The organism is Halorubrum sp. Ib24, from assembly GCF_002252745.1.
GTDB lineage: Archaea > Halobacteriota > Halobacteria > Halobacteriales > Haloferacaceae > Halorubrum.
The window spans coordinates 1-21,889 of sequence record NZ_NHOX01000006.1; the positions used below are offsets into that span (position 1 = coordinate 1).

Genomic DNA, 21,889 nt, shown 5'->3' on the forward strand with positions numbered 1-21,889 from the left:
CGGCGACCCCGCGTTCGAGCGGGCGACGGCCGCCGGCGGCGGGCGGGTCGTCGACGTCGGCGCCCCGCCGCCGGACCGGTCGGGAGACGCGGGCCGCGACGCCGGGGTCGACGCGGAGGTCCTGCTCACCGTCGGGACCGACCGGTACGTCGGGACCTCCTCGACCGCGTTCGAGCTCGTGGACGCGGCCCGGGAGCGCGGTGTCGACGCGGCCCTCGTGCCGACGAGCCACGTCGGTGCCCTGCTCGACGGGCGGGGGGCGTCGATCGACCGTCTCCCAATCGGGCGGGTCCACGACGTGGTCGACGGGCTGGTCCGCGAGCGGGGCGAGCGCCGCGACCTGCTCGTGGTCGAGGGGCAAGGGGCCATCTGTCACCCCGGGTCGTCCGGGCAGATCTGCGGGCTCCTCCACGGCGCGAGACCGGACGGGCTCGTCCTCTGCCACTCGGCCGGCCGCGAACTCATGCACGGGTACGACGTCGACATCCCGTCGGTCGCGACACACGTCGACCTGTACGAGCGCGTCGCCGCGCCGGTGGCGGAGACGGCGGTCCTCGCGGGGGCGCTCAACACGATGAACGTCGCGACGCCCCCGGCGGCGCGCGAGGCGGTCGCCGACTTCGCCGAGCGCCTCGGCGCGCCGGCGACCGACCCCCTCCGGTTCGACGCGGACGCGCTCCTCGACGCTGTCGGTCTCGGCTGAGAGGGACGCGGTAGCCGAAAAAAGCCGACGCACGACCGCGACGCGGTCGCGTTCAGTCGTCGGCCGGAGCCGCGGAGTCGCCGGCGGAGACGCCGGTTCCGGGGCCGACGTCGATGCCGAGTTCCTCGAGCTTCTCGTCGGGGACGACGCCGTCGACCCAGCCGCGGGTCTCGTAGTACTCCGCCTTCATCTCGTCGAGCTCGCAGAGCTCGCCCTCGCTCCCTCCCTGTCCGGGGACGGCGTCCGGGTGGCCCTCGACGAACCGCCCGGGGAGGTCGTCGTCCTCGGCGTCGAAGCCGGCGAGGTTGTTGAAGTAGCGTTCGAGGTTGTACACCCGCTCGCCCGCCTCGAACAGCTCGTCCTCGGTGACCTCGCGGCCGGTCATGCCGCTGTACTGGAGGACGTACTCCTCGATCCCCTCGGCGAAGGCGTTGAACTTGCAGATGTCGAACGAGTCGGAGATCGCGTGCAGGTCCTGGAAGGTGGCGGTGAGCTCGCCTTTCCCCTCCCACTCGTACGGGTCGACCTTCTCCGGAATGCCGAGGATCTCGGCTGCCGGCGTGTAGGCCCGGAGGTGACAGGCGCCGCGGTTGGAGGTCGCGTACGCGATCCCCATCCCCTTCATGCAGCGCGGGTCGTACGCCGGGATCGACTGCCCCTTGACGGCCAGCGAGTTGTCGTGGGCGTCCTTCTCGTCGGCGACGCGGTCAGCCCCCTCCGCGAGGAGGTCGCCGAGGTCCGAGGAGCGGTGGCCGATCTCACCGATGAGGTCGATCATGCGCTCGGCGTCGCCCCAGTCGATGGTCTCGACGTCGTCGAGCTTGCCCTCTTCGCTCATCTCCATCGCCATCGCCATCATGTTGCCGACCTCGATCGTGTCGACGCCCACCTGGTTGCAGCGCTGGATCATCAGCGCGACCTCGTCGCGGTGGGTGTGTCCCGAGTTCGGGCCGAGCGCGAACGCGGACTCGTACTCGAACGACTCCATGTGGACGTTCATGTCCTCGCCCTTGTGGTTGAACTGGACCTCGACCTCCTTCTTGCAGGCGACCGGGCAGGAGTGACAGGTCGGGTCGTTGACGAGGATGTTCTCCTCGACGTTCTCGCCGGAGACGCGCTCGGCGTCGAGATCGGTCCCCTCCGCGTCGCTGTACGCCTCGGTCGAGGTGTACTTCGCGTTCTTCGTGGGGAGGCCGTCCATCTCCTCGGTCGCGTTCATCAGGACGTTCGTCCCGTACACGGAGAGTCCGCCCTCGTTGGGCGCGGTGACCTCCGACTCCTGAATGACGCCCATCGCCTGCTGATACCCCTCTTGGAACGTCTCGGGGTCGGCGGGTTTCGGCATGTCGGTGCCGCTCTTCACGACGACGGCCTTCACGTTCTTCGCCCCCATGACGGCGCCGGTGCCGCCGCGGCCGGACGCCCGGTCGTCCTCGTTCATCACGCAGGCGTAGCGGACGCCGTTCTCGCCGCCCGGTCCGATCGCCATTACGGAGAGGTTCTTGCCGACGGCGCCGTCGACCTCCTCGCCGATCGCGTCGATCGCGTCGTCCGTCTCCTTCCCCCAGAGGTGGGAGGCGTCGCGTACCTCGACCTCGCCGTCCTCGACGAACAGGTAGACGGGGTCGTCGCTCTCGCCGTCGAGGAGGATCCCGTCGAGCCCCGCCCACTTGAGCCGCGCGCCGGACCAGCCGCCGTGGTGCGAGTCGGTGACCGTCCCCGTCAGCGGGGATTTCGTCACGAGCGCGATCCGACCGCTCATCACGGTCTGGGTCCCGGTGAGCGGCCCAGTCATGAACGCCAGTCGGTTCTCCGGCCCCAGCGGGTCGACGTCCGGCCCGGCCTCGAAGAGATACTTCACTCCGAGCCCGCGCGCGCCGATGTACTTCTCCGCGTCCTCCTCGTCGATGCCCTCGTAGCTGACGTCGCCGTCGCCGAGGTCGACCTGTGCCACTCGGTCTCTGTAGCCGCCCATTTCAGTCATGGGAGTGTCCAACGTATGTGTTTGCGCTTCTGTGTGTTAATTATTGTCATCGCTACCCCCCATAAGGGAGGGGTTCGGCGCGTCTGACGGGCGCCTGAAGGGAGACGGGAGGACGACAGAGGGCCGACCGGAGCGCCCGCCCGGCGTGCTCGGCCGGCGTGCCCGACCGCCGTGCCCGACCGCACGCGCCGCGCGCGTCGCGATCGGTCACACGCCCTACGTTTATCACGGTTGACGGGTATCTCGGGGTATGAGCGGTCAGAGCGTCGCCGACCGACTCCGCCGGCCGGAGTACACGGGCGGGAACCGGTGTCTGCCGTGCACGGCGTTGAACGTCGCGCTCGCCGTCGTCGCCGCCGTCGCGGTCGGCGCCGGCGGTCTCGTAGCGGGGGCGTCTCGCGTCGCCGCGGTCGGCGCCGGCGGCGTCGTGTTCGCCGTCGCGCTGGCCGCGATCGCGCTGCGCGGCTACCTGATCCCCGGGACGCCGGCGATCACGCGCCGGTACTTCCCCGACCGGGTCCTCGACGCGTTCGGTAAGGGGGAGGCCGACCGTCCGGTCCTCGAGTCGGTCGACGACGAGGCGGTCGTGGCGACGCTGTCGCGGGCGGGCGTGCTGATCGAGGACGGCGACGCCCTCGGTCTCACCGACGAGTTTCGGGCGGCCGTCGGCGACGGGGTCGACTCGGGGAACCCGGACGCGGAGGGCGTTCGCGCGGCGCTGCGTGCGGACGAGGTCGACGCGCTCGGACCGACGTCGTTCGAGGTCGACGGCGAGGGGATCGAGCGCTGGGTCTCGACGGAGGCGGTCGCCGTGGACGTGGCGCTCGCCGCCGAGCTCGACGACCGGCTCGACGGCTGGGCGGACCTCAACCGCGGCGACCGGCGCGACGTGTTGACGGGCCTCCGACTGCGCGTCGAGCGCTGTCCCGCGTGCGACTCCCGGGCGGAGACGACGGTCGAGCGACTCGACCACTGCTGCCGTCGCCCCCACGTCGCCGTTCAGTCGGCCTGCCGGGAGTGCGACGCCCTGCTCGGGGACCACGTGGTGCCAGCGTCGGCCGCGGACACGTGGATCGAGCGCGTGGACGGCGCCGAGCCGCCGCGAGCTTCGACGCGGTGAGCTGTCGCATCGCGGCCCACCACTCCCCGGCGCCGACCGCGTTCGTCGACGAGGTCGCGCGCGTCCTCGAACCGGGCGTGACCCTCGCCTTCGAGGACAACGTCTCCCCCGCGGACGACGACCTCGACGCCTTCCTCAACGACGTGGAGCGGCTCCGCGACCCGACGCACGTCCGGTCACACGCCGTCGCCGACTGGATCGAGTGGCTCGAGGGCGCCGGGTTCACCGTCGAGACAGCGAGCGTCGCGAGCAAGCGCATCGCGTTCGGCGAGTGGGCCGCGAACGTCGACGCGTCGGCCGAGCGCCGCGAGCGGATCGCCGCCGCGTTCGAGGCGGCGCCGCCCGGCGCCGCGGAGCGGTTCGAGTTCGCCCGCGAGGGCGGGCGGATCGAGTCGTTCGCCAATCTCAAATTGCTCGTCAAAGCGACCCGGTGACTCGCGCGGCGAGACCCGAGCGTCCTCAGTCGACCTCGGCCGGTTCGTCGATCCGAGCGGAGTCCTCGGCCGTCGACCCCTCGGCCGGGTGGAAACACGCCGCGGAGTGGTCGGCGTCGGTCCAGGCGTCGAGTTCGGGCTCCGACTCCCGGCAGCGCTCGGTCGCCTTCGGACAGCGGGGTGCGAACCGACACCCCCCCGGCGACCCCTCCGGATCGGCGGGCTCGCCTCGGAGGGTGACCCGGTCGCGGCCCCCGCGCGGGTCCGTCTCCGGGACGGCCGCGAGCAACGCCTCCGTGTACGGGTGTCGCGGGTCGCTCACGACCCGCTCCGTCGGCCCGGTCTCCACGAATCGACCGAGGTACATGATCGAGAGCCGGTCGGCGATCCGCGTGAGGCTCGCGAGGTCGTGCGAGATGTACAGCACGCCGATCCCCTCGGTGTTGGCCAGCGAGCGGAGGAGGTTGAGCACCTCCGCCTGGAGCGAGACGTCGAGCATCGACGCCGGCTCGTCGCAGATGAGGAACTCGGGGTCGATGACGAGCGCCCGGGCGATGGCGACCCGCTGGCGCTGGCCGCCCGAGAGCTCGTTCGGGTACTTGTCCAGGTAGCGCTCGGCGGGGGCCATCCCGACCCGTTCGAGCGTCTCCCGGACTGCCGCGTCGCGCTCGTCGAGCCGGTAGCCGTGGATCGTGAGCGGCTCTTTCACCAGCGTCTCGACCGTCAGCCGCGGGTTCAGCGACTCGTAGGGGTTCTGGAAGACGATCTGGAGCTTCTGTCTGAACGACCGGAGGTTCCCGTCCCGGTAGTGCTCGTGCGACTGGCCGTCGAAGGTGAACCCGCCGTCGGTTGGCTCCTCGAGCAGCGCGAGCGTCTGTCCGAGCGTGGACTTCCCGCAGCCGGACTCGCCGACGACGCCCCGTATCTCGCCGCGCGAGACCGACAGGGAGACCCCGTCGACGGCGCGGATGTGCGAGCCGCCGCCGAACGCCTCCCGGAGGAGTTCGCCGCGGCGCGCGTACCAGCGACTGAGGCTGTTCGTGAACCCGGTCACCGTCGGCGAGACGCCGTCGACGGGGAGCCGGCCGAGGAGGGACTCCGAGCTCTCGTACCACTTGCGTAAGCCGTCGACTTCGAGGACGACGTCGTCGGCGTCGGGACGCGACCCCTCCGCGGCACCGCCCCACGTCGTCGCTGAGTCGGCCTCTCGGCGCATCTGAGCCGCTCGCTCCGCGTTGTGACACGCGACGCGCTGGTCGCGGTACGGGAGGTCCCGGAGGTCGGGCGTCGTCGTCGCGCACTCCTCGGTCGCGAACGGGCACCGGGGCTCGAAGACGCAGCCCGTCGGCTTCTCGTCCAGTTGCGGCGGTGTCCCCGGGACCGAAACCAGCCCGTCGGCGTCGCCGTCCAGCGCGGGGAAGGCGTTCTTCAGCCCCATCGTGTAGGGGTTCGCCGGGTTGAGGAGGAGGTTCTCGACGCGGCCCTGCTCCATCACCGTCCCGCCGTACAGCACCGACATCTCGTCGCAGGTCTCCGCGATGACGCTCAGGTCGTGGGTGATCAACAGCAGAGAGCTGTCGGTCTCCGCTTGGATCTGGAGGATGTTGTCGATGATCCGGTCTTGGACGATCACGTCCAAGCCGGTCGTGGGCTCGTCCGCGACGACGAGCTTCGGCTCCAGCGCGAGCGCCATCGCGATGACGACACGCTGGCGCATCCCGTCAGAGAACTGGTGCGGGTAGTCGCCGACGCGGTCGGGGTCGAGTCCGACCGTCTCGAACAGCTCGTGCGCGCGACGCCGAGCCCGCCGCTCGGAGACCTCCCGATGCGTCTGGATCGCCTGCCGGATCTGCGCGCCGACCGACATCACCGGGTCGAGGGCGTCGATCGCCGTCTGGGGGATGAACGCGATCTCCTCCCAGAGGAGGTCCTGCCGCTCCGACGGCGCCAGCGACCGCAGATCCCGTCCCTCGAATTCGATCTCGCCGGACTCGATCTCCGCGTGGTCGGGGAGCAGACCGAGGATGGCCTTCGCGGTGGTCGACTTCCCGGACGCCGACTCGCCGGACAGCGCGTAGTTGACCCCGTCGTCGATGGCGAACGACACGCCGTTCACGCTGTGGAGCGGTCCGTCCCGCGCGTCGTATCGCACCGTCAGGTCGTCGACGGAGAGGAGCGTCACGCGGACACCACCCCGTTCAGTGCGACCGCGGGCGCGCTCGGACGACCGCCGCCGCGCGCCGGATCCGGCCCCCGCTGCGTACCCAGAACCATCACGAATGATAGTAGGATTCAGTACCGTTATGAACGCTTGGGTCGAACCGGCCTTCGTGTTCAGATAAGCTGATTCCATGCGAAAGCGAACGATCTGAGCCACTCGTCAGCAGTTTCTGCTTTAGCGTTGCTGAAACAGTTTGAAAATCTGTCAGTTCTGCGTTTTACCTCACGAAAGACACGTTCGACGCTATTCCGATTTCCATGTCGTTCGTCTCTGAAATCGAGGCCATGTTCTTCACGTGATCGGTGAAGTGGAACCGCTCCATCAACGAGAAAGATCGCGTTATCTACATCGAATTTTTGCGAAGCTCCGCGAAGAACTGATCTGCGATCACGTTTGTTCGTGTCCGTTCAAGCTTTGGGTGGAGCAAATCGTTTGAATCGGGATCGACAGCAGCGTACAGCCAGTATTGTTCATCGTCAAGCTGAATCACAGTTTCGTCAACTGCAACGTGATTCGGGTTTCGACCAGATTCCGGCTGTGAGTCGGCCTTGTGAACCCAGTTGTGAACGGTGGATCGAACCATTTCAACACCGAATATCTCAAGAAACGAAACAGTATTCGAAAGCGATAGTCCAGCAAGGTGGAGCTGAATACTGAGCTTCATCAACAGCCGCGGTGTTGCTTCTCGCTCCACAAACTCTAAGTTGATCTCGTCTAAACGGCCGCTGAGGCGGTCGTTTTCGGGCATGGATCACTTTTCAAACGCACCGCTTCACTTTTCAATCCGTATCTGAACACCGTCGAACCGGCCGCCACGATGGCCGTCGAGCGAGCGACGTTCGCGCGTCCGAGCGAGGGAGAGAGACCGACGGCTCTCGGCCGGCCGTGCGGCGGTCGGCCGTGGGGCGGTCGGGATGAAGGTCGGATCCGGCGGTCGAGGGTGGTGACGAGGCGTGGACCGATCGGCGCTCGGCCGGCTGGGCCGGTTCGACGCGGTCGTTCTCACGTCGACGCTGTGGTTCCTCGGGAAGTTCGTCCGGTTCGCGTTCCCGCCGCTCTTCGAGCGGATCGGCGGCGTGTACGGCGTCTCGACGGCGATCTCGGTCGCCCTCTGGCTGGTCGAGTAGGGGACGCGGCCGAGCGGACCGTCGCCGATCCGGGCCGCCTCCGTGATAAAACGCGATGTGTATTGCGCCCGTTCGGGCACAGGTACAGGCGGCTCCCCGCGGAACCGGCGCGTATGCCACGAGACGACGCTCCGACCGCGCCGTCGACAGCCGAGGCGACGCCCACAGCCCCGGAGCTGGACCCGCTCTTCGATCCCGAGTCGGTGGCGGTCGTGGGCGCCAGCCCCGACTCGTTTTACTCGGGGAACCTCGTGAACAACCTCCTCGAATACGGGTACGAGGGCGCGCTCTACCCGGTCAACCCGAACCGGGAGGAAGTCTGGGGCCGCCGGTGTTACGACCGCGTCTCCGGGGTGCCCGAGACCGTCGATCTGGCGGTGGTGAGCGTCCCGCGAGAGCACGTCGTGGACGTCGTCGCCGCGGCCGGCGAACGAGGGGTTCCGGTCGCGCTCGTGCTCTCCGCCGGGTTCTCGGAGGCCGACGAGGAGGGGGCGGAACTCGAAGCGCGGCTGGCCGAGGTCGCCGCCGACCTCGGGATCCGCGTCGTCGGACCGAACTGCATCGGCGTGATGGCCGCCCGCGGGGCGACGCTCACGTCGACGTGTTCGCGCGCCCCCGAGCCGGGGCGCATCGCCCTCGTCAGCCAGTCCGGCGCGCTGGCGTTCACTACGTTCTTCGAGCGGGCGGCCGACCGGGACCGCCACTTCAGCCACGTCGTCTCGACGGGCAACGAGGCCGACCTGACGCTGACGGACTACGTGGCGTACCTCTCGACGCGGGAGACCGTCGACGTGGTGTGCGCCTACGTCGAGGGGGTCGACGAGCCGGAGCGGTTCATGCGGGTCACCGAACGCGCCGTCCGGAACGGGACGCCGGTGCTGACGGTGAAGGTCGGGCGGTCGGAGCTCGCGGAGGCGGCGACGCTGTCGCACACGGGATCGCTCACCGGGAGCGACGACGCCTGGGACGCCGCCTTCGACCAGACGGGCGTACAGCGGGTCCCGGACGTCCCGGACCTGCTCTCGCGAGCGAGCGCGCACGCCGCGTACGGGACGCCGGACGGCGACCGCGTCTGCGTCGCCTCGACCAGCGGGGGTCTCGCGAGCCTGCTCGCGGACATGGCGGCCGAACGCGACCTGTCGCTGCCCGACGTCGACGGCGAGACCGAGGCGACGCTGCTCGGGATCGAGGAGCTCCTGACGTACGGCGGCTTCAACAACCCGGCCGACATCAGGGGGTACGGCGCGGCGGTGCTCCCCGAGATCGCCGACGCGGTGCTGGCCGACGACGCCTTCGACGCCTACGTGTTCGCGATCGGGCTGTCGGGCGTCGACGGGCGCGCGGAGACGATCGCCGCGGACCTCGAGGCGATCGTCGACGACGCCGACGACCCGGTGTACGTCCTCTGGACCGGACGGAAGACGCCGGACGATCCGACGGAGACGCCGCCGTACGCTCGCCTGCGGGCGTCCGTGCCGGTGTACGAGGACCCGGGACGCTGTCTGGACGCGGTCGCCTCGACGGTCGAGTACGCCGCCGACCGCGCTCGGGTGAGCGAGCGGCCGTCTCGGGAAGCCCTCGCGAGCGCGCTCGACGTGCCCGGCGGTGTCGACGCGCACGGCGGCGCCGGCGCCCCCGACTCGGAGCTCCCGCGGGGACGCGTGTTGACGTGGGGGGAGGCCGAGCCCCTGCTCGACGCGTACGACGTCCCGGTCGTCGAGACGCGGGTGGCGACCGACGTCGAGGAAGCCGTCGCGGCCGCCCGCGACGTCGGCTTCCCGGTCGTCTGTAAGGTCGACTCGCCGGCGCTCCCCCACCGGACCGACGCCGGGGCCGTCGCGCTCGGGCTCGACTCGCCCGCGGCGGTCCGGGAGGCGTACGCGGACGTGACGGACGCCGCGCTGGCGCGCGTCGACGCGGACGACGTCGCCGGCGTGCTCGTCCAGCCGATGGTGGGGGACGGCGTCGAGGCCATCCTCGGCGTCGGGTCCGGCGACGTGTTCGGATCGGTGGTCACCGTCGGTCCGGGCGGGGTCCTCGTGGAGGCGCTCGACGAGACCGCGACCCTCGTCCCGCCGTTCTCCCGGGGCGACGCGCGCCGCGCCGTCGAGGCCACGGCGCTCGCGGACCTGCTGACCGATCGCCGCGGGAGCGAGCCGCTCGACGTCGACGCGTTCGTCGACCTGGTCGCGAACGTCGGGGACCTCGCGGCCGCGGTCGACGCGGTCGCCGAGCTCGACCTCAACCCGGTCGTCGTCACGGCCGACGGCCCCGTGGCCGTCGACGCGCTGGTCCGGACGGGACCGACGGGCTAGAGCGTCGGCCCGTCCTCGACGACCTCGCCGACCTCCTCCTCGCGGGCCGCGGCGTAGCGCTCCAACAGCTCGGTCTCGACGTCCTCCACCGGGAAGTAGCAGGCGGCCTCGTGGCCGTCGTCCGCGAACGCCGACCGCTCCGGCTCCTCGCCGCGACACGTCTCTTCGGCCTTCGGACACCGCGGGGCGAAGTTACACCCGCCGGGGAGGTCGACCGGGTTCGGCGGTTCCCCCGGCAACAGCACCCGCCGCCTGTCGACGGCGGGATCGGTCTTCGGCGAGGCCGCCAGCAGCGACGCCGTGTAGGGGTGTTTCGGCGCCGTGACGACGTCCTCCGTGGCCCCGACCTCGGCGATCCGACCGAGGTACATCACGGCCAGCCGGTCGGCGATCTGCGTGAGGCTCGCGAGGTCGTGCGAGATGTAGACGATGCCGATGTCGCGCTCGTCGGCCTTCTCCCTGAGGATGTTGAGGATGTTGGCCTTCAGCGAGACGTCGAGCATCGACGCCGGCTCGTCGCAGATGAGCAGCGTCGGGTCGAGGACGAGCGCCTGCGCGATCGCGACGCGCTGCCGCTCCCCGCCGGACAGCTGGGTCGGGAGCTGGTCGAGGTACTTCTCGGCCGGGCGGAGCCCGACGTCCTCGACGGTCCGCCTGACGCGGCGGTCGATCGTCTCGGCGTCGTGGCCCTGGATCTTCAGGGGCTCAGACACCGCGGCGCGAACCCGCTGGCGGGGATTCAGCGAGTCGAACGGGTCTTGGAAGATGAACTGCACCCGCGAGCGGAACTCCTTGGTGTCCTCGCCGAGGAGCTCGTCGACGGGCGTCCCCTCGATCAGGATCTCGCCGCCGGTGCGGTCCTGAAGCGCGGCGATCACCTCCGCCAGCGTCGACTTCCCGCAGCCGGACTCGCCGGCGACACCGACGATCTCGCCCTCGCGGACGGAGAGGTCGACGCCGTTGACGGCCTTGACGTAGTCGGGGTCGACCCCGCGCAGGTCGTCGAGGATGCCCTGTGGCTGTCGGAACCACTTCTCGAGGTCCCGCGTCTCGAGGATGGCGTTGCCGACGCCCGCCGTCCGGTCGCCCTCGTCGCGGACGTCGATCCCCCACGTCGCGGGGTCGGCGGCCTCCGCCCGCATCTCGTCCGCCCGGTCGGTGTAGTGGCAGGCGGAGAGCCGTCCGTCGACCTCGACCAGCGCCGGGTGACTCCCCTCGCACTCCTCGGTGGCGAACGGACACCGGTTGCGGAACACGCACCCGGTCGGCTCGCGGGTGAGGTCCGGGAGCGAGCCGGGGATGGAGATGGCCTGCTCGTCGAACTGGTCGACCTCCGGGAAGGCGTTCTTCAGCCCGATCGTGTACGGGTTGGTCGGCGCCCCGAAGATCCGGTCCGTGTCGCCCTGCTCCATCACCTTCCCGCCGTACAGCACCGACGTCTCGTCGCAGGTCTCGGCGACGACGCCGACATCGTGGGTGATCAGGAGCAGGGAGCTGCCGATCTCCTCTTGGATCTCGATGAGCTTATCGACGATCTTGTCCTGGACGATGACGTCCAGCCCGGTGGTCGGCTCGTCGGCGATGAGGAGGTCGGGGTCCAGCGCGAGCGCCATCGCGATGGTGACGCGCTGGCGCATCCCGCCGGAGAACTGGTGCGGGTAGTTCCCGGTCCGGTCGGGGTCGAGCCCGACCATCTCGAACACCTCGGCGACGCGCTCGTTCGCCGTCGCCTTCGAGACGTCCCGGTGTTTGCGGATCGCCTGTCGGATCTGCGCGCCGACGGTCATCACCGGGTCCAGCGAGTCCATCGCGCTCTGCGGGATGTAGGCGATGTCCTCCCAGCGGACCGACTGCCACTCCCGCTCTGAGAGGTCGAGCAGGTCCCGCCCGTCGAACCGGACGCTCCCTCGGCGGACCTCGCCGTTGTCGTCGAGCAGCCCGAGGACGGACTTCGCGAGCGTCGACTTCCCGCAGCCGGACTCGCCGACGAGCCCGTAGTTGTCCCCCTCGTCGATCGAGAAGGAGACGCCGTTGACCGCGTGGACGTCGTCGCCGGGCATCCGATACGCGATCTTCACGTCGTCGACTTCGAGTAGACTCATTCTTGCTCCGTCTGTAGGTCGGGGTTGACTATCTCCTCGAACGCCCGCCCGACCAGGAAGACGCCCGTCGTGACCGCGCCGATGCCGATCGCCGGCGGCAACACCCACCACCACGCGGTGCGGATCGCGCCCGACCGGAACACCTGCTGGAGCATCCGGCCCCAGGAGGTCGTCGTCGGGTCGCCGAAGCCGAGGAACGCGAGCGACGCCCCGGCGACGATCGACCAGCCGACGGCGTAGGCGGTGTAGAGGAACCCGATCCCGAGGACGTTCGGCGCCACGTGGAGGAACATCGTCCGCGCGTGGCCGGCGCCCCTGGCGCGGGCCGACTTGACGAACGTCCGCTCCTTGACCGTCATCACCTCCGAGCGGATGACCCGCGCCGGCATCTTCCATAAGAAGACGACGAGCACGGCGGTGATGAGCCAGACGCTCGGCGTCACGAACGAGAGGATCACCAGCGCCATCGGCAGGAACGGGAGCGCGAACGTGAGGTCGGTGAGCCGCATCAGGAACTCGTCGACGCGGCCGCCGAAGTAGCCGCTCGTGAGGCCGACGAGGAAGCCCAGGACGCCCGTCCCCACGCCGCCGAACAGGCCGACGATCAGCGTCGGCCGCGCGCCGGCGAGGAACTGGCTCAACACGTCCTTCCCGAACGACGTCGTCCCGAACAGGGCCTTCCCGCCGGGCGGCTGGAGCCGCATCATCGACCCGCCCTGTTGCAGCGTGTCCTCGATCGGGTGGTACGGCGCCAGGTACGGGCCGAAGACGCCGAGGAATCCGAAGGCGACGATGACCGCGAAGCCGGCCTTCGCCGCGTTGTCCTGCAGCACGAACCGCAGCGTGCGTCCCGCTCGCTCGAGCTCGGAGCGGATCCGTTCTCTCGCCGTGTCGGTGTCGAAGCTGTATCCTGACATCAGACGTCACCCGTTTCGACGGTCGGGTCCAGTTTCGCGTACGCGAGGTCGGCGGTGAGGTTCATCACGATGACCGCGAGCGCCATGATGAACACGGCCGCCTGGACTGTCGGATAGTCCTGATTGAGGATCGCCTGCACGAGCGCGCGGCCGATCCCCGGCCACGCGAACACCACCTCCAGCGTGATCACGCCCTGGAACAGCATCCCCGTCCGAAGCGCGAAGTAGGTGACGAGCGGGAGCAGCGAGTTCCGGCCCGCGCGGCCCAGCTGCTCCATCTCGGAGAGCCCCTTCGCGCGGTGGAGCATGAGGAACTCCGACCCCTTCCGCTCGACGACCGAGTTGCGCGCGAGCATCAGGAAGTCGCCGCTGTAGAACAGCACCGTCGCGGTGAACGGGAGGATGTAGTGTCGCAGGAAGTCAACCGAGGCGAACGTCGCGACGTACCCCTGTGGATTGGCCAGCGGACTCCGCATCCCGAACGCGGGTAGCCACCCCAACCCGTACGAGAAGATGATGAGCAGGAAGATGCCGGTCACGAAGATGGGCGTGGCGCGGAACACCGTGGTGACGACGATGCTCGACTGTTCGAACCACGATCCGCGGTTCCAGCCGGCGTACATCCCGGCGAGGGAACTGACTATCGCGGTCGTGACGAGCGCCGGCAGCAGGAGCACGAGCGTGTTGACCAGCGCGGGGATGATGATCTCGCCGACCGGCCGCTGCTGGGTGAGCGAGATCCCGAACTGGAACGTGAACAGGTTCTGGATGTACCTGAGGTACTGGACGTATATCGGGTCGTCGAGCCCGTACATCGCCCGTATCTGTTCGACCTCCTCCGGCGTCAACGACCCCGACGCCACGAGCGCGCTGAACGGGTCGGCGGGCAGCAGGCGCAGCGTGGCGAAGATGATACTGACGGCGATCAGGGTCAGCAACGCCGCGATGATGGTGCGCTTTATTAAAAATCGTCGAAAACTCATGGATAGTTGGAGGTCCTCTACGAGAAGTCCGGCTGATCGAGGTCGGCGCGGGACGCGTGCCCGTTGTCGACGCGCTCGGCGAAGGCGTCCCACGCGTCGCCCTCAGGCCAGACGAGGTTGTCGTCGCCGTCGAACGTGTAGCCGGCCTCCCGGAGCATCGTTCGAGCGGCGTCGACGTCGTACTCGTACGGCTCGGTCTCGCCGTGGTAGGGGGTCAAAAGCGGCGTGATCAGGTTCTGCCCCTCGATCGCCTCGCCGCGACCGCCGAGCGTGTTCTCGACGAACCCCTCCTTGTCGAAGGCGTGCGACAGCGCCACGCGGAACGTCTTGTCCCGGAACAGCGGGACGAGGTGACTGAGGTGGACGTCCGTGGGGACGTAGTTCCGCGAGGTCTGCTTCTCGACGCCGCTCGGGTTCGCCGCGCGGTCGGCCTGCGCGTTCGAGACCGTCGTCCCGATGGCGTCGATGTCGCCGGACTGCATCGCGCCGATGAGCGTGGAGACGTTCCCGACGTTGGCGTGAACCATCTCGTCGATCCCGTCGCCGGGGACGAAGTACTCCCCGAGCAGCTCCTCGCGGACGTCGTCGTCCCACATCCAGTTGTTCTCGTGCTTTTCGAGGCGGAGCTCCGACCCCTGCTCCCAGTTGACGAACGAGAACGGGCCGGTGCCGACCGGGTTCTCGGGGTTGTACTCGCTGGGGCTGTCGACGTCAGACCAGCGGTGCTCCGGGATGATGGCGCTGCGGACGACCCGCTGGGTGAGGAACGCGGCGTCCGGCTCCGTGAGGTTGAACCGGACGCGGCCGCCGCCGGTCTCCGAGAGCACCTCCACGGAGTCGATCGTCCGGATGAACGCGGCCTGCTGGGGCGCGTTGTTCTCCTGGTAGAACTCGACGCTGAACTTCACGTCGCTCGGACCGAACGACTCGCCGTCGTGCCACTCGACGCCCTCCCTGAGGTCCATCTCGACGGTGGTGTCGTCGACGACGTCGGCGTTCGTCGCCAGCGCCGGGACGATCTCGAGCTGCGGCGAGGCGTCGAAGAGCCCGTCGTAGACGTTCAGGAGGCGCTTCTCCTCCTGACCGCCGCTGGAGAACGGGAGGTTCGTCCCCTGCATTCCCGAGGTGACCCCCTTCACCCAGGTCGTCGAGTCGCCCTGCGGCTGGAGGTTGACCTGCGTCCAGATGAACGAGTCGCGCGTCGTCCCGTTGCCGGGGGTCGGCACGTACCCCTCCCAGTCGGCGGTGTTGGCCACGGTGATGACGTCCGGGAAGTTCGCCGCGATGAGGTAGGCGTCCTCGCTGAGTTTGCGCTGGACCTCGTGGCAGATCTCGGCGCGCGCCTCCTGGTCGCCGATCGTCGACGCCTGCTCGTCGAGCAGCTCAGTGACCTCGTCGTTCTTGTAGTTGTAGTAGTTCCCGCCCGTCTCAGGGTGCGCCCGCATCAGGAACGGGTTCGGGTCGAGCCCGCGCTGCGGGTCCGGTCCGTGGAGGTTCATCGTTATCGGCACCGGATGGCCCACGTCGGCCCGCCAGAACTCGCCGTAGCGGGTGCTCGGCTGGACGTTAATCAGGTTGACGCCGACGCCGATGTCGTTCAGCGACTGCTGGACGAGGAGCGCGAACTCCCGCATCCACGGGGTCTCGGCCTGCGCGAAGTGCGTGTCCACCGCCGGGACGGCCTGCCCCTCGACGGCGGTGTACTCGAACTGGATCGCCTCGTCGTTGACGTCGGACCCCTTCGTGTCGACCGGCCACTCCTCCCAGAACCGCGTCTCGATCGACTGGGCCTCGCCGCCGTCCGTGCCGTCGCCGCCGTCGCCGTCCATCTCGTCGCCGTCGGTTCCGTCCCCGCTGTCGCCGCCGTCGCCGCCGTCGTCTCCGCCGAGACCGCCGCAACCGGCCACCCCCGCCATCCCCGTCGCGCCCGCGATCTGGATGAACCGTCGCCGTGATTTCGTGCCCGTCTCGATCTCGAATGTGGTATCTTGTGACATCCCGGTCACACGTATCGCCGTCGATTGGTTGTACCTACTCCCGATACCGGTCAATAATCATCATTCTTTATGAGGGATATCGGCGGCGAGACCGAGCGGGGCGCTCCAGTCGGCCGTTCCGACCGGGAGCGCTCAGCTCTCGACGCGGGACCCCTCGCGAGTGCTCCACCGAGACCGGCGCGTGGGCTCTCGGCGGGTCGCGGGCGGCGATCCGCTCTGCTTCGGGGTGGAGAGCGAGAAGGGAAAGGGACCGCGCGTTCATTCGCCGGGGGCGCCGTCGGAAGAGGAGTCGCCGGCGGCCGAGAAGACGAGGTCGAAGAGCCGCTTCTCGGCGAGTCGCAGTCGTTCGCTGAGCGTCGACTGAGCGATGTCGAGTTCGGAGGCGATGTCGTCCGCCGACACACGTCGCGGAACGTCGAAGTACCCCATCCGATGAGCGGTCCGCAGCACGGTCACCTGCTCGGGCGAGAGTTCGTTACGCAGCGCTCGTCCGAGCTGTCCGCTTCCGAGCGGTTCACCCGTCGTCTCGACCTGGTTCACGCTCAAGAGCTCGAACCGACCGAACCGGTCCTGAATCCTGTCCGCGAGCGCTCGGAACGACTCCCACTCGTTGACGGTGACCACCCCTCGGAAGTAGCCGTTTCGGAGCTCCAGCCGGTTCGGAATCGCACTCTCACGCAGTATGACGCCGAGCAGGAACGGATACGGTTCGTGAGCGACGACCGTCAACCGATATGTCGGCTCGTTCGAGTCGCCCACCACCTGCTCGTGGTGGAACAGTTCGACGCGAGAGAGGTCCGTCAACACCGATTCGGGGTCGAACGGCGATTCGGACGTGACGAGTAGCGACTCGATCCAGTCGCCGTCGTCCGCGTAGAACGCGTTCTCGAACGTGATCGAACGCGCCGCTGGAACCCGGTCGGTTATCTCGCCGACGACCCCCGACAGCGACGTCTGGAACTCGATACGAAGGATGCTGATCACCTCACCGCCTACCGGTTAATAGCTACGTAACATATTTAATCTTTTACTTGTCATGCACTGCGGACGCGCCACCGGAAACGTCTCCGCGGTTTCGACGGCCTCCTCTCTGCGGTTTCGACGGCCTCGTCTCCAAAGCGGTCTGCGTTCGGTATGGCCGGGGGGCTCACGAGTCGACGGCGGAGCGCTCACGACCGGACCGCCCCGGCCTCGTGTTCAGATAAGCTGATTCCATGCGAAAGCGAACGATCTGAGCCACTCGTCAGCAGTTTCTGCTTTGGTGTTGCTGAAACAGTTTGAGAGACTGGTAGTTCTGCGTTTTATCTCACGGAAGACACGTTCGACGCTGTTCCGATTTCCATGTCGTTCGTCTCTGAAATCGAGGCCATGTTTTTCACATGCTCGGTGAAGTGGAACCGCACCATCAACGAGAAATATCGCGTCATCCACGTCGTGTTTTTCGCGAAGCTCCGCGAAAAACTGATCTGCGATCACGTTTGTTCTTGTCGGCTCAAGCCTTGTGTGGAGTAAATCGTTTGAGTCGGGATCGACGGCGGCGTACAGCCAATACTGTTTATCGTCAAGCTGAATCACGGTTTCATCGACCGCAACGTGATTCGGGCTTCGACCAGCCTCCGGCTGTAGATCGGCCTTGTGAACCCAGTTATAAACGGTGGATCGAACCCGATCAACACCGAATACCTCAAGAAACGAAACAGTATTCGAAAGCGATAATCAAGCAAGGTGGCGCTGAATACTAAGCTTCATCAACAACTTCGGTGTTGCCTCTCGCTCCACAAACTCTAAGTTGATCTCGTCTAAACAGCCGCTGAGACGGTCGTTTTCGGGCATAGATCACTTTGAAAACGCACCGTCTCACCTTTCAATCCGTCTCTGAACACCGTCCGCCCCGGAAGCAACACGATTTATATCAAACGGGCGTAATTGCGAACACGACCGACGCCCCGAAACGCTTCGACTCCGGAACGCGACGTTTCCCGGGCGCACGGACACTGACGTACCAGCATGTCGATCATAGTCACGCTCCACGTGGAGCACGAACGTCTCGCGCTGGTGCCCACGTTACGGCGGCTCGACGGGGCCGACATCGAGGTCGTAACGCAGGGTACCACGGACCCCGGGTCCTCTGAGTTCCCGTTTCTCGTCGAGTACGGGGACCGCGACGGGCTCGAACGAGCACTGGAGTCGGACCCGACCGTCGGGGAGTACGAGCTCATCGAGTGGTCCGACGGGACCGGGGTGTACTACATCGAACACACGTCGGAGACGGAGCTGATCAGCACGGCCGTCTCGGACGCCAACGGGTTCCTCATCCACACCGAGTCCGAGCGGAACGGGTGGCTGGTGCGATTGCTCCTCCCCGACAGAGCCGCGCTGAGCGACGTCTGGGACCACGCCACGGAGAACGGCATGCAACTGGACATCGTCGAGATTCACGACAACGAAACAACGGATTCCGGGCCCTCCTACGGGCTGACCGACGAACAGCGGCAGACGCTGTTGATCGCCTACGAGAACGGGTACTTCGTCGAACCGCGCGAGATGTCGCTCGACGAACTCGCCGACGAACTAGGGCTGTCGTCGACAGCCGTGAGCGGTCGGCTGCGGCGCGGTATGCGGAACCTCGTCGCGGCGACGATCGCCACCGAGGGCCCCGAACAGTGACCGGCAACTCGGCCCTCGGGTGCTGAGCCCCCGAGATCCTCGAGCGGACCGGTCGACGCGATACTACCACGTACTCGAGGCCTCCGAGGGCCGCCGAGACGGGTGCTGTAATAAAAGGGGGGAGTTTTTCATGCTCGGCTTTATTGTTCATTACATTTTCTATCTATAAGAATGTCCCACGAGCAGGACCATCCAAACTATCCGAGTGTTGACCAGTCAGACCGAACGCTACCTCGCAACCTCCGGCAGACCGGAGATCCGGGGATCGAGATGCTCGTCTCGACGCGCGTTCGAAAGTCACCGTTCTTCGATAAATCGTTCAACGAGAACGGCGCTTGGCGGTGTACCGTCTACAACCGTCTCTACCACCCGCGCGGGCTGGTCGAGCCCGAAGACGGGGGCGCTATGGCCGAGTACGAAGCGCTGACCAACAGCGTAACCATCTGGGACGTCGCCGTCGAGCGTCAGATCCGCGTGAAGGGTCCGGACGCCGAGGCGCTCACCAACCACGTTGTCACCCGCGACGTGAGCTCCATGGACGCGATGGACGGCAAGTACGTCATCCTCTGTAACGAGGACGGCGGCGTCCTGAACGACCCGGTGCTGCTCCGGCCGGCCAAGGACGAGTTCTGGTTCTCCATCTCGGACAACACGCTGATGCAGTGGCTGCAAGGCGTAAACGTCGGCATGGACTTCGACGTCGAGATCGACGAGATCGACGTCGCCCCGATGCAGATCCAGGGGCCGCTCTCTGAGGACGTGATGGTTGACGTCGTCGGCGACGAGGTCAGCGAGATCCCCTACTACGGGCTGATGGAGTCGCAGGTCGACGGCGTCGACGTGCTTATCAGTCAGACCGGGTTCTCCGGCGAGAAGGGCTTCGAGATCTACGTCAAGGAGGCCTCGAAGTACGGCGAGCGGGTCTGGGATCAGGTCCACGAGAGCGTCCTCGACCACGGCGGGATGCAGATCGCTCCCGGCCACCACCGACGGATCGCCGCGGGCATCATGTCGTGGGGCCAGGACCTCGACCACGAGACGTCGCCGTTCCAGGTCAACCTCGGCTACCACGTCCCCGACGACAAGGACGTCGACTACATCGGTAAGGAGGCGCTCGAGGAGCAGAAAGAACAGATCGAGAACGGCAACTACCCGTTCAACCACAAGATGATCGGGATGAAGATGGCCGGCGAGCCGATCCACGACTACGCGCCGGACTTCTGGCTCGTCTCCGATCCCGACAGCGGCGACGAGGTCGGCTACCTGACGTCCCCGTGGTACAACCCCGATCTCGAGACCAACATCGGGATGGGCTTCGTGCCAGCCGAGATGATCGAGGCCGAGACCGACGTCCCGCTGAACGACTCGGTGTACGACGAGGACCTCGACCTCGAGTTCGAGGTACATCTGCCCGACGAGTACGCCGAGGAGCCCGGCGAGCCGGTGTTCGCCACCGCGGCGAAGATTCCGTTCAAGGAGTCCGTCAACCCGAGCGCCCGCGAACAGGCCAAGCTCAGCGCGAAGCAGGAGGCCAGCTCGAACGACTGAGCGACACCGTTCGGTTCAGACCCGAGTAGTCGCGGCTCGCCTTGGCCCCTGACCCGCGTTCGGGGAGGGTCCCGAGGCGGGGGTCCCTTCCTCGCCGATCGCGACGACGTTCGAGAGACCTCAGTCTCACGTTTTCTTTTTTATCGGCTTCCGAGCGCAGTCGCGGCGTGACGAGTCGCGCTCGACGGGACGCGCCGGCGACACCGCGAGGGCACCCTCCGCGGCGACCCTGGACGGAAAGTACCGTCGGATACCCGTACGCGGGGACTCGCGGGGACTCGCGGGTCCTTCGAAGGGCGGGGACTCGCGGGTCCCTCGGACAGCGCGGGCCGGTGGGTCCCTCGGACAGCGCGGGCCGGTGGGGTCGTGAGCTACCGGTAGAGCGGGAACTCGTCGGTGAGGGCGTCGACGCGGTCCGACACCCGCTCCACCGTCGCCCCGTCCTCCGGGTCGTCGACGATGTCGGCGATCAGGTCGGCGACCTCCCGGCAGGCGGCCTCGTCGAAGCCACGGGTCGTCAGCGCGGCCGTGCCGGCCCGGATCCCCGAGGGGTTGAACGCCGAGCGCGTCTCCCCCGGAACCGTGTTGGCGTTGAGAACGATCCCTGCGGATTCGAGGGCGCCCTCGACCGCCTTGCCGGCGGTATCCGGATGGGATGGGCGGAGGTCGGCCAACACGAGGTGGGTGTCGGTGCCGCCCGACACGAGTTCGAGACCGCGTTGCTGGAGCTGCTCGCCGAGCGCGGCGGCGTTGTCGACGACCTGGCGTGCGTACGCCTCGAACTCGGGTTCGAGCGCCTCCTTGAACCCCACCGCCTTGCCGGCGACGTTGTGCATCAGCGGGCCGCCCTGCGCGCCGGGAAACACCGACGCGTCGATGTCGTCGGCGTACTCCGCGTCGCACATCACGATCCCGCCGCGGCCGGCCCGGATCGTCTTGTGGGTCGAGCCGGTGACGAAGTCCGCGACGCCGACCGGCGAGGGGTGGACGCCGGCGGCGACGAGCCCGGTGATGTGCGCGATGTCCGCGAGGTGGTAGGCGTCGACCGCGTCGGCCGCCGTTTGGATGCGCTCGAAATCGACCTCGCGGGGGTACGCGGAGTAGCCGGAGACCACGATGTCCGGATCGAACTCCGCCGCGGTCTCCCGGAGCCCCTCGTAGTCGATGTACCCGGTCTCGGGATCGACCTCGTACTGTTCGACCTCGTAGAGCTTCCCGGCGAAGTTGGCGGGATGCCCGTGCGAGAGGTGGCCGCCGTGTTCGAGCTCAAGCGAGAGGATTCTGTCTCCGGGGTCTAGCATCGCGAGGTAGACGCCCATGTTCGCCTGCGTCCCGGCGTGCGGCTGCACGTTGACGTGCTCGGCGCCCCAGAGCTGCTTGGCGCGTTCGATCGCGAGCTCCTCGATCTCGTCGGCGCGCTCGCAGCCGGCGTAGTAGCGCTCACCGGGGTACCCCTCGGCGTACTTGTTTGTCAGCTCGGAGCTCTGGGCCTGCATGACGGCCTCAGACGCGTGGTTCTCCGAGGCGATCATCGCCAAGGTGCCCTCCTGTCGCTCTCGCTCGCCGTCGAGCGCGTCCGCCGCCGCCGGATCGACTGCCGCGACCGTATCGTACGTCATGTATCACATAGGGGGCGCTGAGCACGAATGAATCTGTCTTCGGCAGAACGTGACTGTCAGTTGACGACCTGTGTCGTCACGGCGCGCCGTGGGAGTCCTTCGGTCTCAAGTCGGTTTCAGCCGATCGCTCGTCTCCCGCCGGTGAGCGGTGT

Annotated in this window: 14 protein-coding genes and 3 pseudogenes; 7 read left to right on the forward strand and 10 right to left on the reverse strand. The window is 67.7% G+C overall.

The window, feature by feature from the left end:
- On the forward strand, positions 1 to 703 hold a 703-nt coding region (locus DJ82_RS00835), incomplete at its 5' end, for an NAD-dependent epimerase/dehydratase family protein (protein WP_094580836.1).
- Between the two features lie 52 nt (positions 704 to 755).
- Here DJ82_RS00835 and DJ82_RS00840 read toward each other — a convergent pair.
- Positions 756 to 2,687 carry an aldehyde ferredoxin oxidoreductase family protein gene (locus DJ82_RS00840; RefSeq protein WP_094580837.1) on the reverse strand — a complete coding sequence of 644 codons (1,932 nt, stop codon included), beginning with the start codon at positions 2,685 to 2,687 and terminating at the stop codon, positions 756 to 758.
- Positions 2,688 to 2,937: 250 nt separating this feature from the next.
- On the opposite strand from DJ82_RS00840, the gene DJ82_RS15095 reads away from it, so the two are divergent.
- The gene (locus tag DJ82_RS15095; RefSeq protein WP_094580838.1) at positions 2,938 to 3,807 is read left to right on the forward strand and encodes a hypothetical protein; all 870 of its coding nucleotides are present in this window, start codon (positions 2,938 to 2,940) and stop codon (positions 3,805 to 3,807) included.
- Positions 3,804 to 4,241 carry a hypothetical protein gene (locus tag DJ82_RS15100; RefSeq protein ID WP_176451065.1) on the forward strand — a complete coding sequence of 146 codons (438 nt, stop codon included), beginning with the start codon at positions 3,804 to 3,806 and terminating at the stop codon, positions 4,239 to 4,241. Before DJ82_RS15095 ends, DJ82_RS15100 begins: the two co-directional genes overlap by 4 nt.
- A 25-nt stretch (positions 4,242 to 4,266) precedes the next feature.
- Here the strand turns inward: DJ82_RS15100 and DJ82_RS00855 are convergent, their stop codons facing one another.
- Complete coding sequence (locus DJ82_RS00855) at positions 4,267 to 6,423, reverse strand: ABC transporter ATP-binding protein (protein ID WP_094580839.1); 2,157 nt, start codon at positions 6,421 to 6,423, stop codon at positions 4,267 to 4,269.
- A 152-nt stretch (positions 6,424 to 6,575) separates the two neighbouring features.
- Positions 6,576 to 7,210, reverse strand: a pseudogene (locus tag DJ82_RS00860) (IS6 family transposase).
- A 205-nt stretch (positions 7,211 to 7,415) separates the two neighbouring features.
- On the opposite strand from DJ82_RS00860, the pseudogene DJ82_RS14725 reads away from it, so the two are divergent.
- Positions 7,416 to 7,559: pseudogene (locus tag DJ82_RS14725) on the forward strand (MFS transporter); the annotation flags it as partial.
- A gap of 143 nt (positions 7,560 to 7,702) precedes the next feature.
- Positions 7,703 to 9,904: an acetate--CoA ligase family protein gene (locus tag DJ82_RS00865; RefSeq protein ID WP_094557257.1), complete on the forward strand. Its 2,202-nt coding sequence runs from the start codon at positions 7,703 to 7,705 to the stop codon at positions 9,902 to 9,904.
- Here the strand turns inward: DJ82_RS00865 and DJ82_RS00870 are convergent.
- The 6 genes and pseudogenes from DJ82_RS00870 to DJ82_RS00895 all read right to left on the reverse strand — a co-directional run bounded on the left by DJ82_RS00870 (position 9,901) and on the right by DJ82_RS00895 (position 17,736).
- Positions 9,901 to 12,006, reverse strand: a complete 2,106-nt coding sequence (locus DJ82_RS00870) for an ABC transporter ATP-binding protein (RefSeq protein ID WP_094523168.1) — start codon at positions 12,004 to 12,006, stop codon at positions 9,901 to 9,903. The two genes, DJ82_RS00865 and DJ82_RS00870, sit on opposite strands and share 4 nt — an antisense overlap.
- Positions 12,003 to 12,923, reverse strand: a complete 921-nt coding sequence (locus tag DJ82_RS00875) for an ABC transporter permease (RefSeq protein WP_094523167.1) — start codon at positions 12,921 to 12,923, stop codon at positions 12,003 to 12,005. Before DJ82_RS00875 ends, DJ82_RS00870 begins: the two co-directional genes overlap by 4 nt.
- Positions 12,923 to 13,906 carry an ABC transporter permease gene (locus DJ82_RS00880; protein WP_094523165.1) on the reverse strand — a complete coding sequence of 328 codons (984 nt, stop codon included), beginning with the start codon at positions 13,904 to 13,906 and terminating at the stop codon, positions 12,923 to 12,925. The genes DJ82_RS00875 and DJ82_RS00880 overlap by 1 nt, the downstream gene beginning before the upstream one ends.
- Positions 13,907 to 13,923: 17 nt before the next feature.
- The gene (locus DJ82_RS00885) at positions 13,924 to 15,903 is read right to left on the reverse strand and encodes an ABC transporter substrate-binding protein (protein ID WP_094580840.1); all 1,980 of its coding nucleotides are present in this window, start codon (positions 15,901 to 15,903) and stop codon (positions 13,924 to 13,926) included.
- 258 nt (positions 15,904 to 16,161) lie between these two features.
- Positions 16,162 to 16,887, reverse strand: a complete 726-nt coding sequence (locus tag DJ82_RS00890) for a helix-turn-helix domain-containing protein (RefSeq protein WP_241881355.1) — start codon at positions 16,885 to 16,887, stop codon at positions 16,162 to 16,164.
- A 213-nt stretch (positions 16,888 to 17,100) separates the two neighbouring features.
- Positions 17,101 to 17,736: pseudogene (locus DJ82_RS00895) on the reverse strand (IS6 family transposase).
- A 174-nt stretch (positions 17,737 to 17,910) separates the two neighbouring features.
- Here DJ82_RS00895 and DJ82_RS00900 point away from each other — a divergent pair.
- Both DJ82_RS00900 and DJ82_RS00905 read left to right on the forward strand, forming a co-directional pair.
- On the forward strand, positions 17,911 to 18,570 hold the full coding sequence (locus DJ82_RS00900) for a helix-turn-helix domain-containing protein (RefSeq protein WP_094523161.1): 660 nt from the start codon (positions 17,911 to 17,913) through the stop codon (positions 18,568 to 18,570).
- A gap of 171 nt (positions 18,571 to 18,741) precedes the next feature.
- Complete coding sequence (locus tag DJ82_RS00905; RefSeq protein ID WP_094580841.1) at positions 18,742 to 20,118, forward strand: glycine cleavage system protein T; 1,377 nt, start codon at positions 18,742 to 18,744, stop codon at positions 20,116 to 20,118.
- Positions 20,119 to 20,489: 371 nt separating this feature from the next.
- On the opposite strand, the gene glyA is transcribed toward DJ82_RS00905, so the two are convergent.
- Positions 20,490 to 21,737, reverse strand: coding sequence for a serine hydroxymethyltransferase (gene glyA / locus DJ82_RS00910; RefSeq protein ID WP_094580842.1), 1,248 nt, complete (start codon positions 21,735 to 21,737; stop codon positions 20,490 to 20,492).
- Between the last annotated feature and the right edge of the window lie 152 nt (positions 21,738 to 21,889).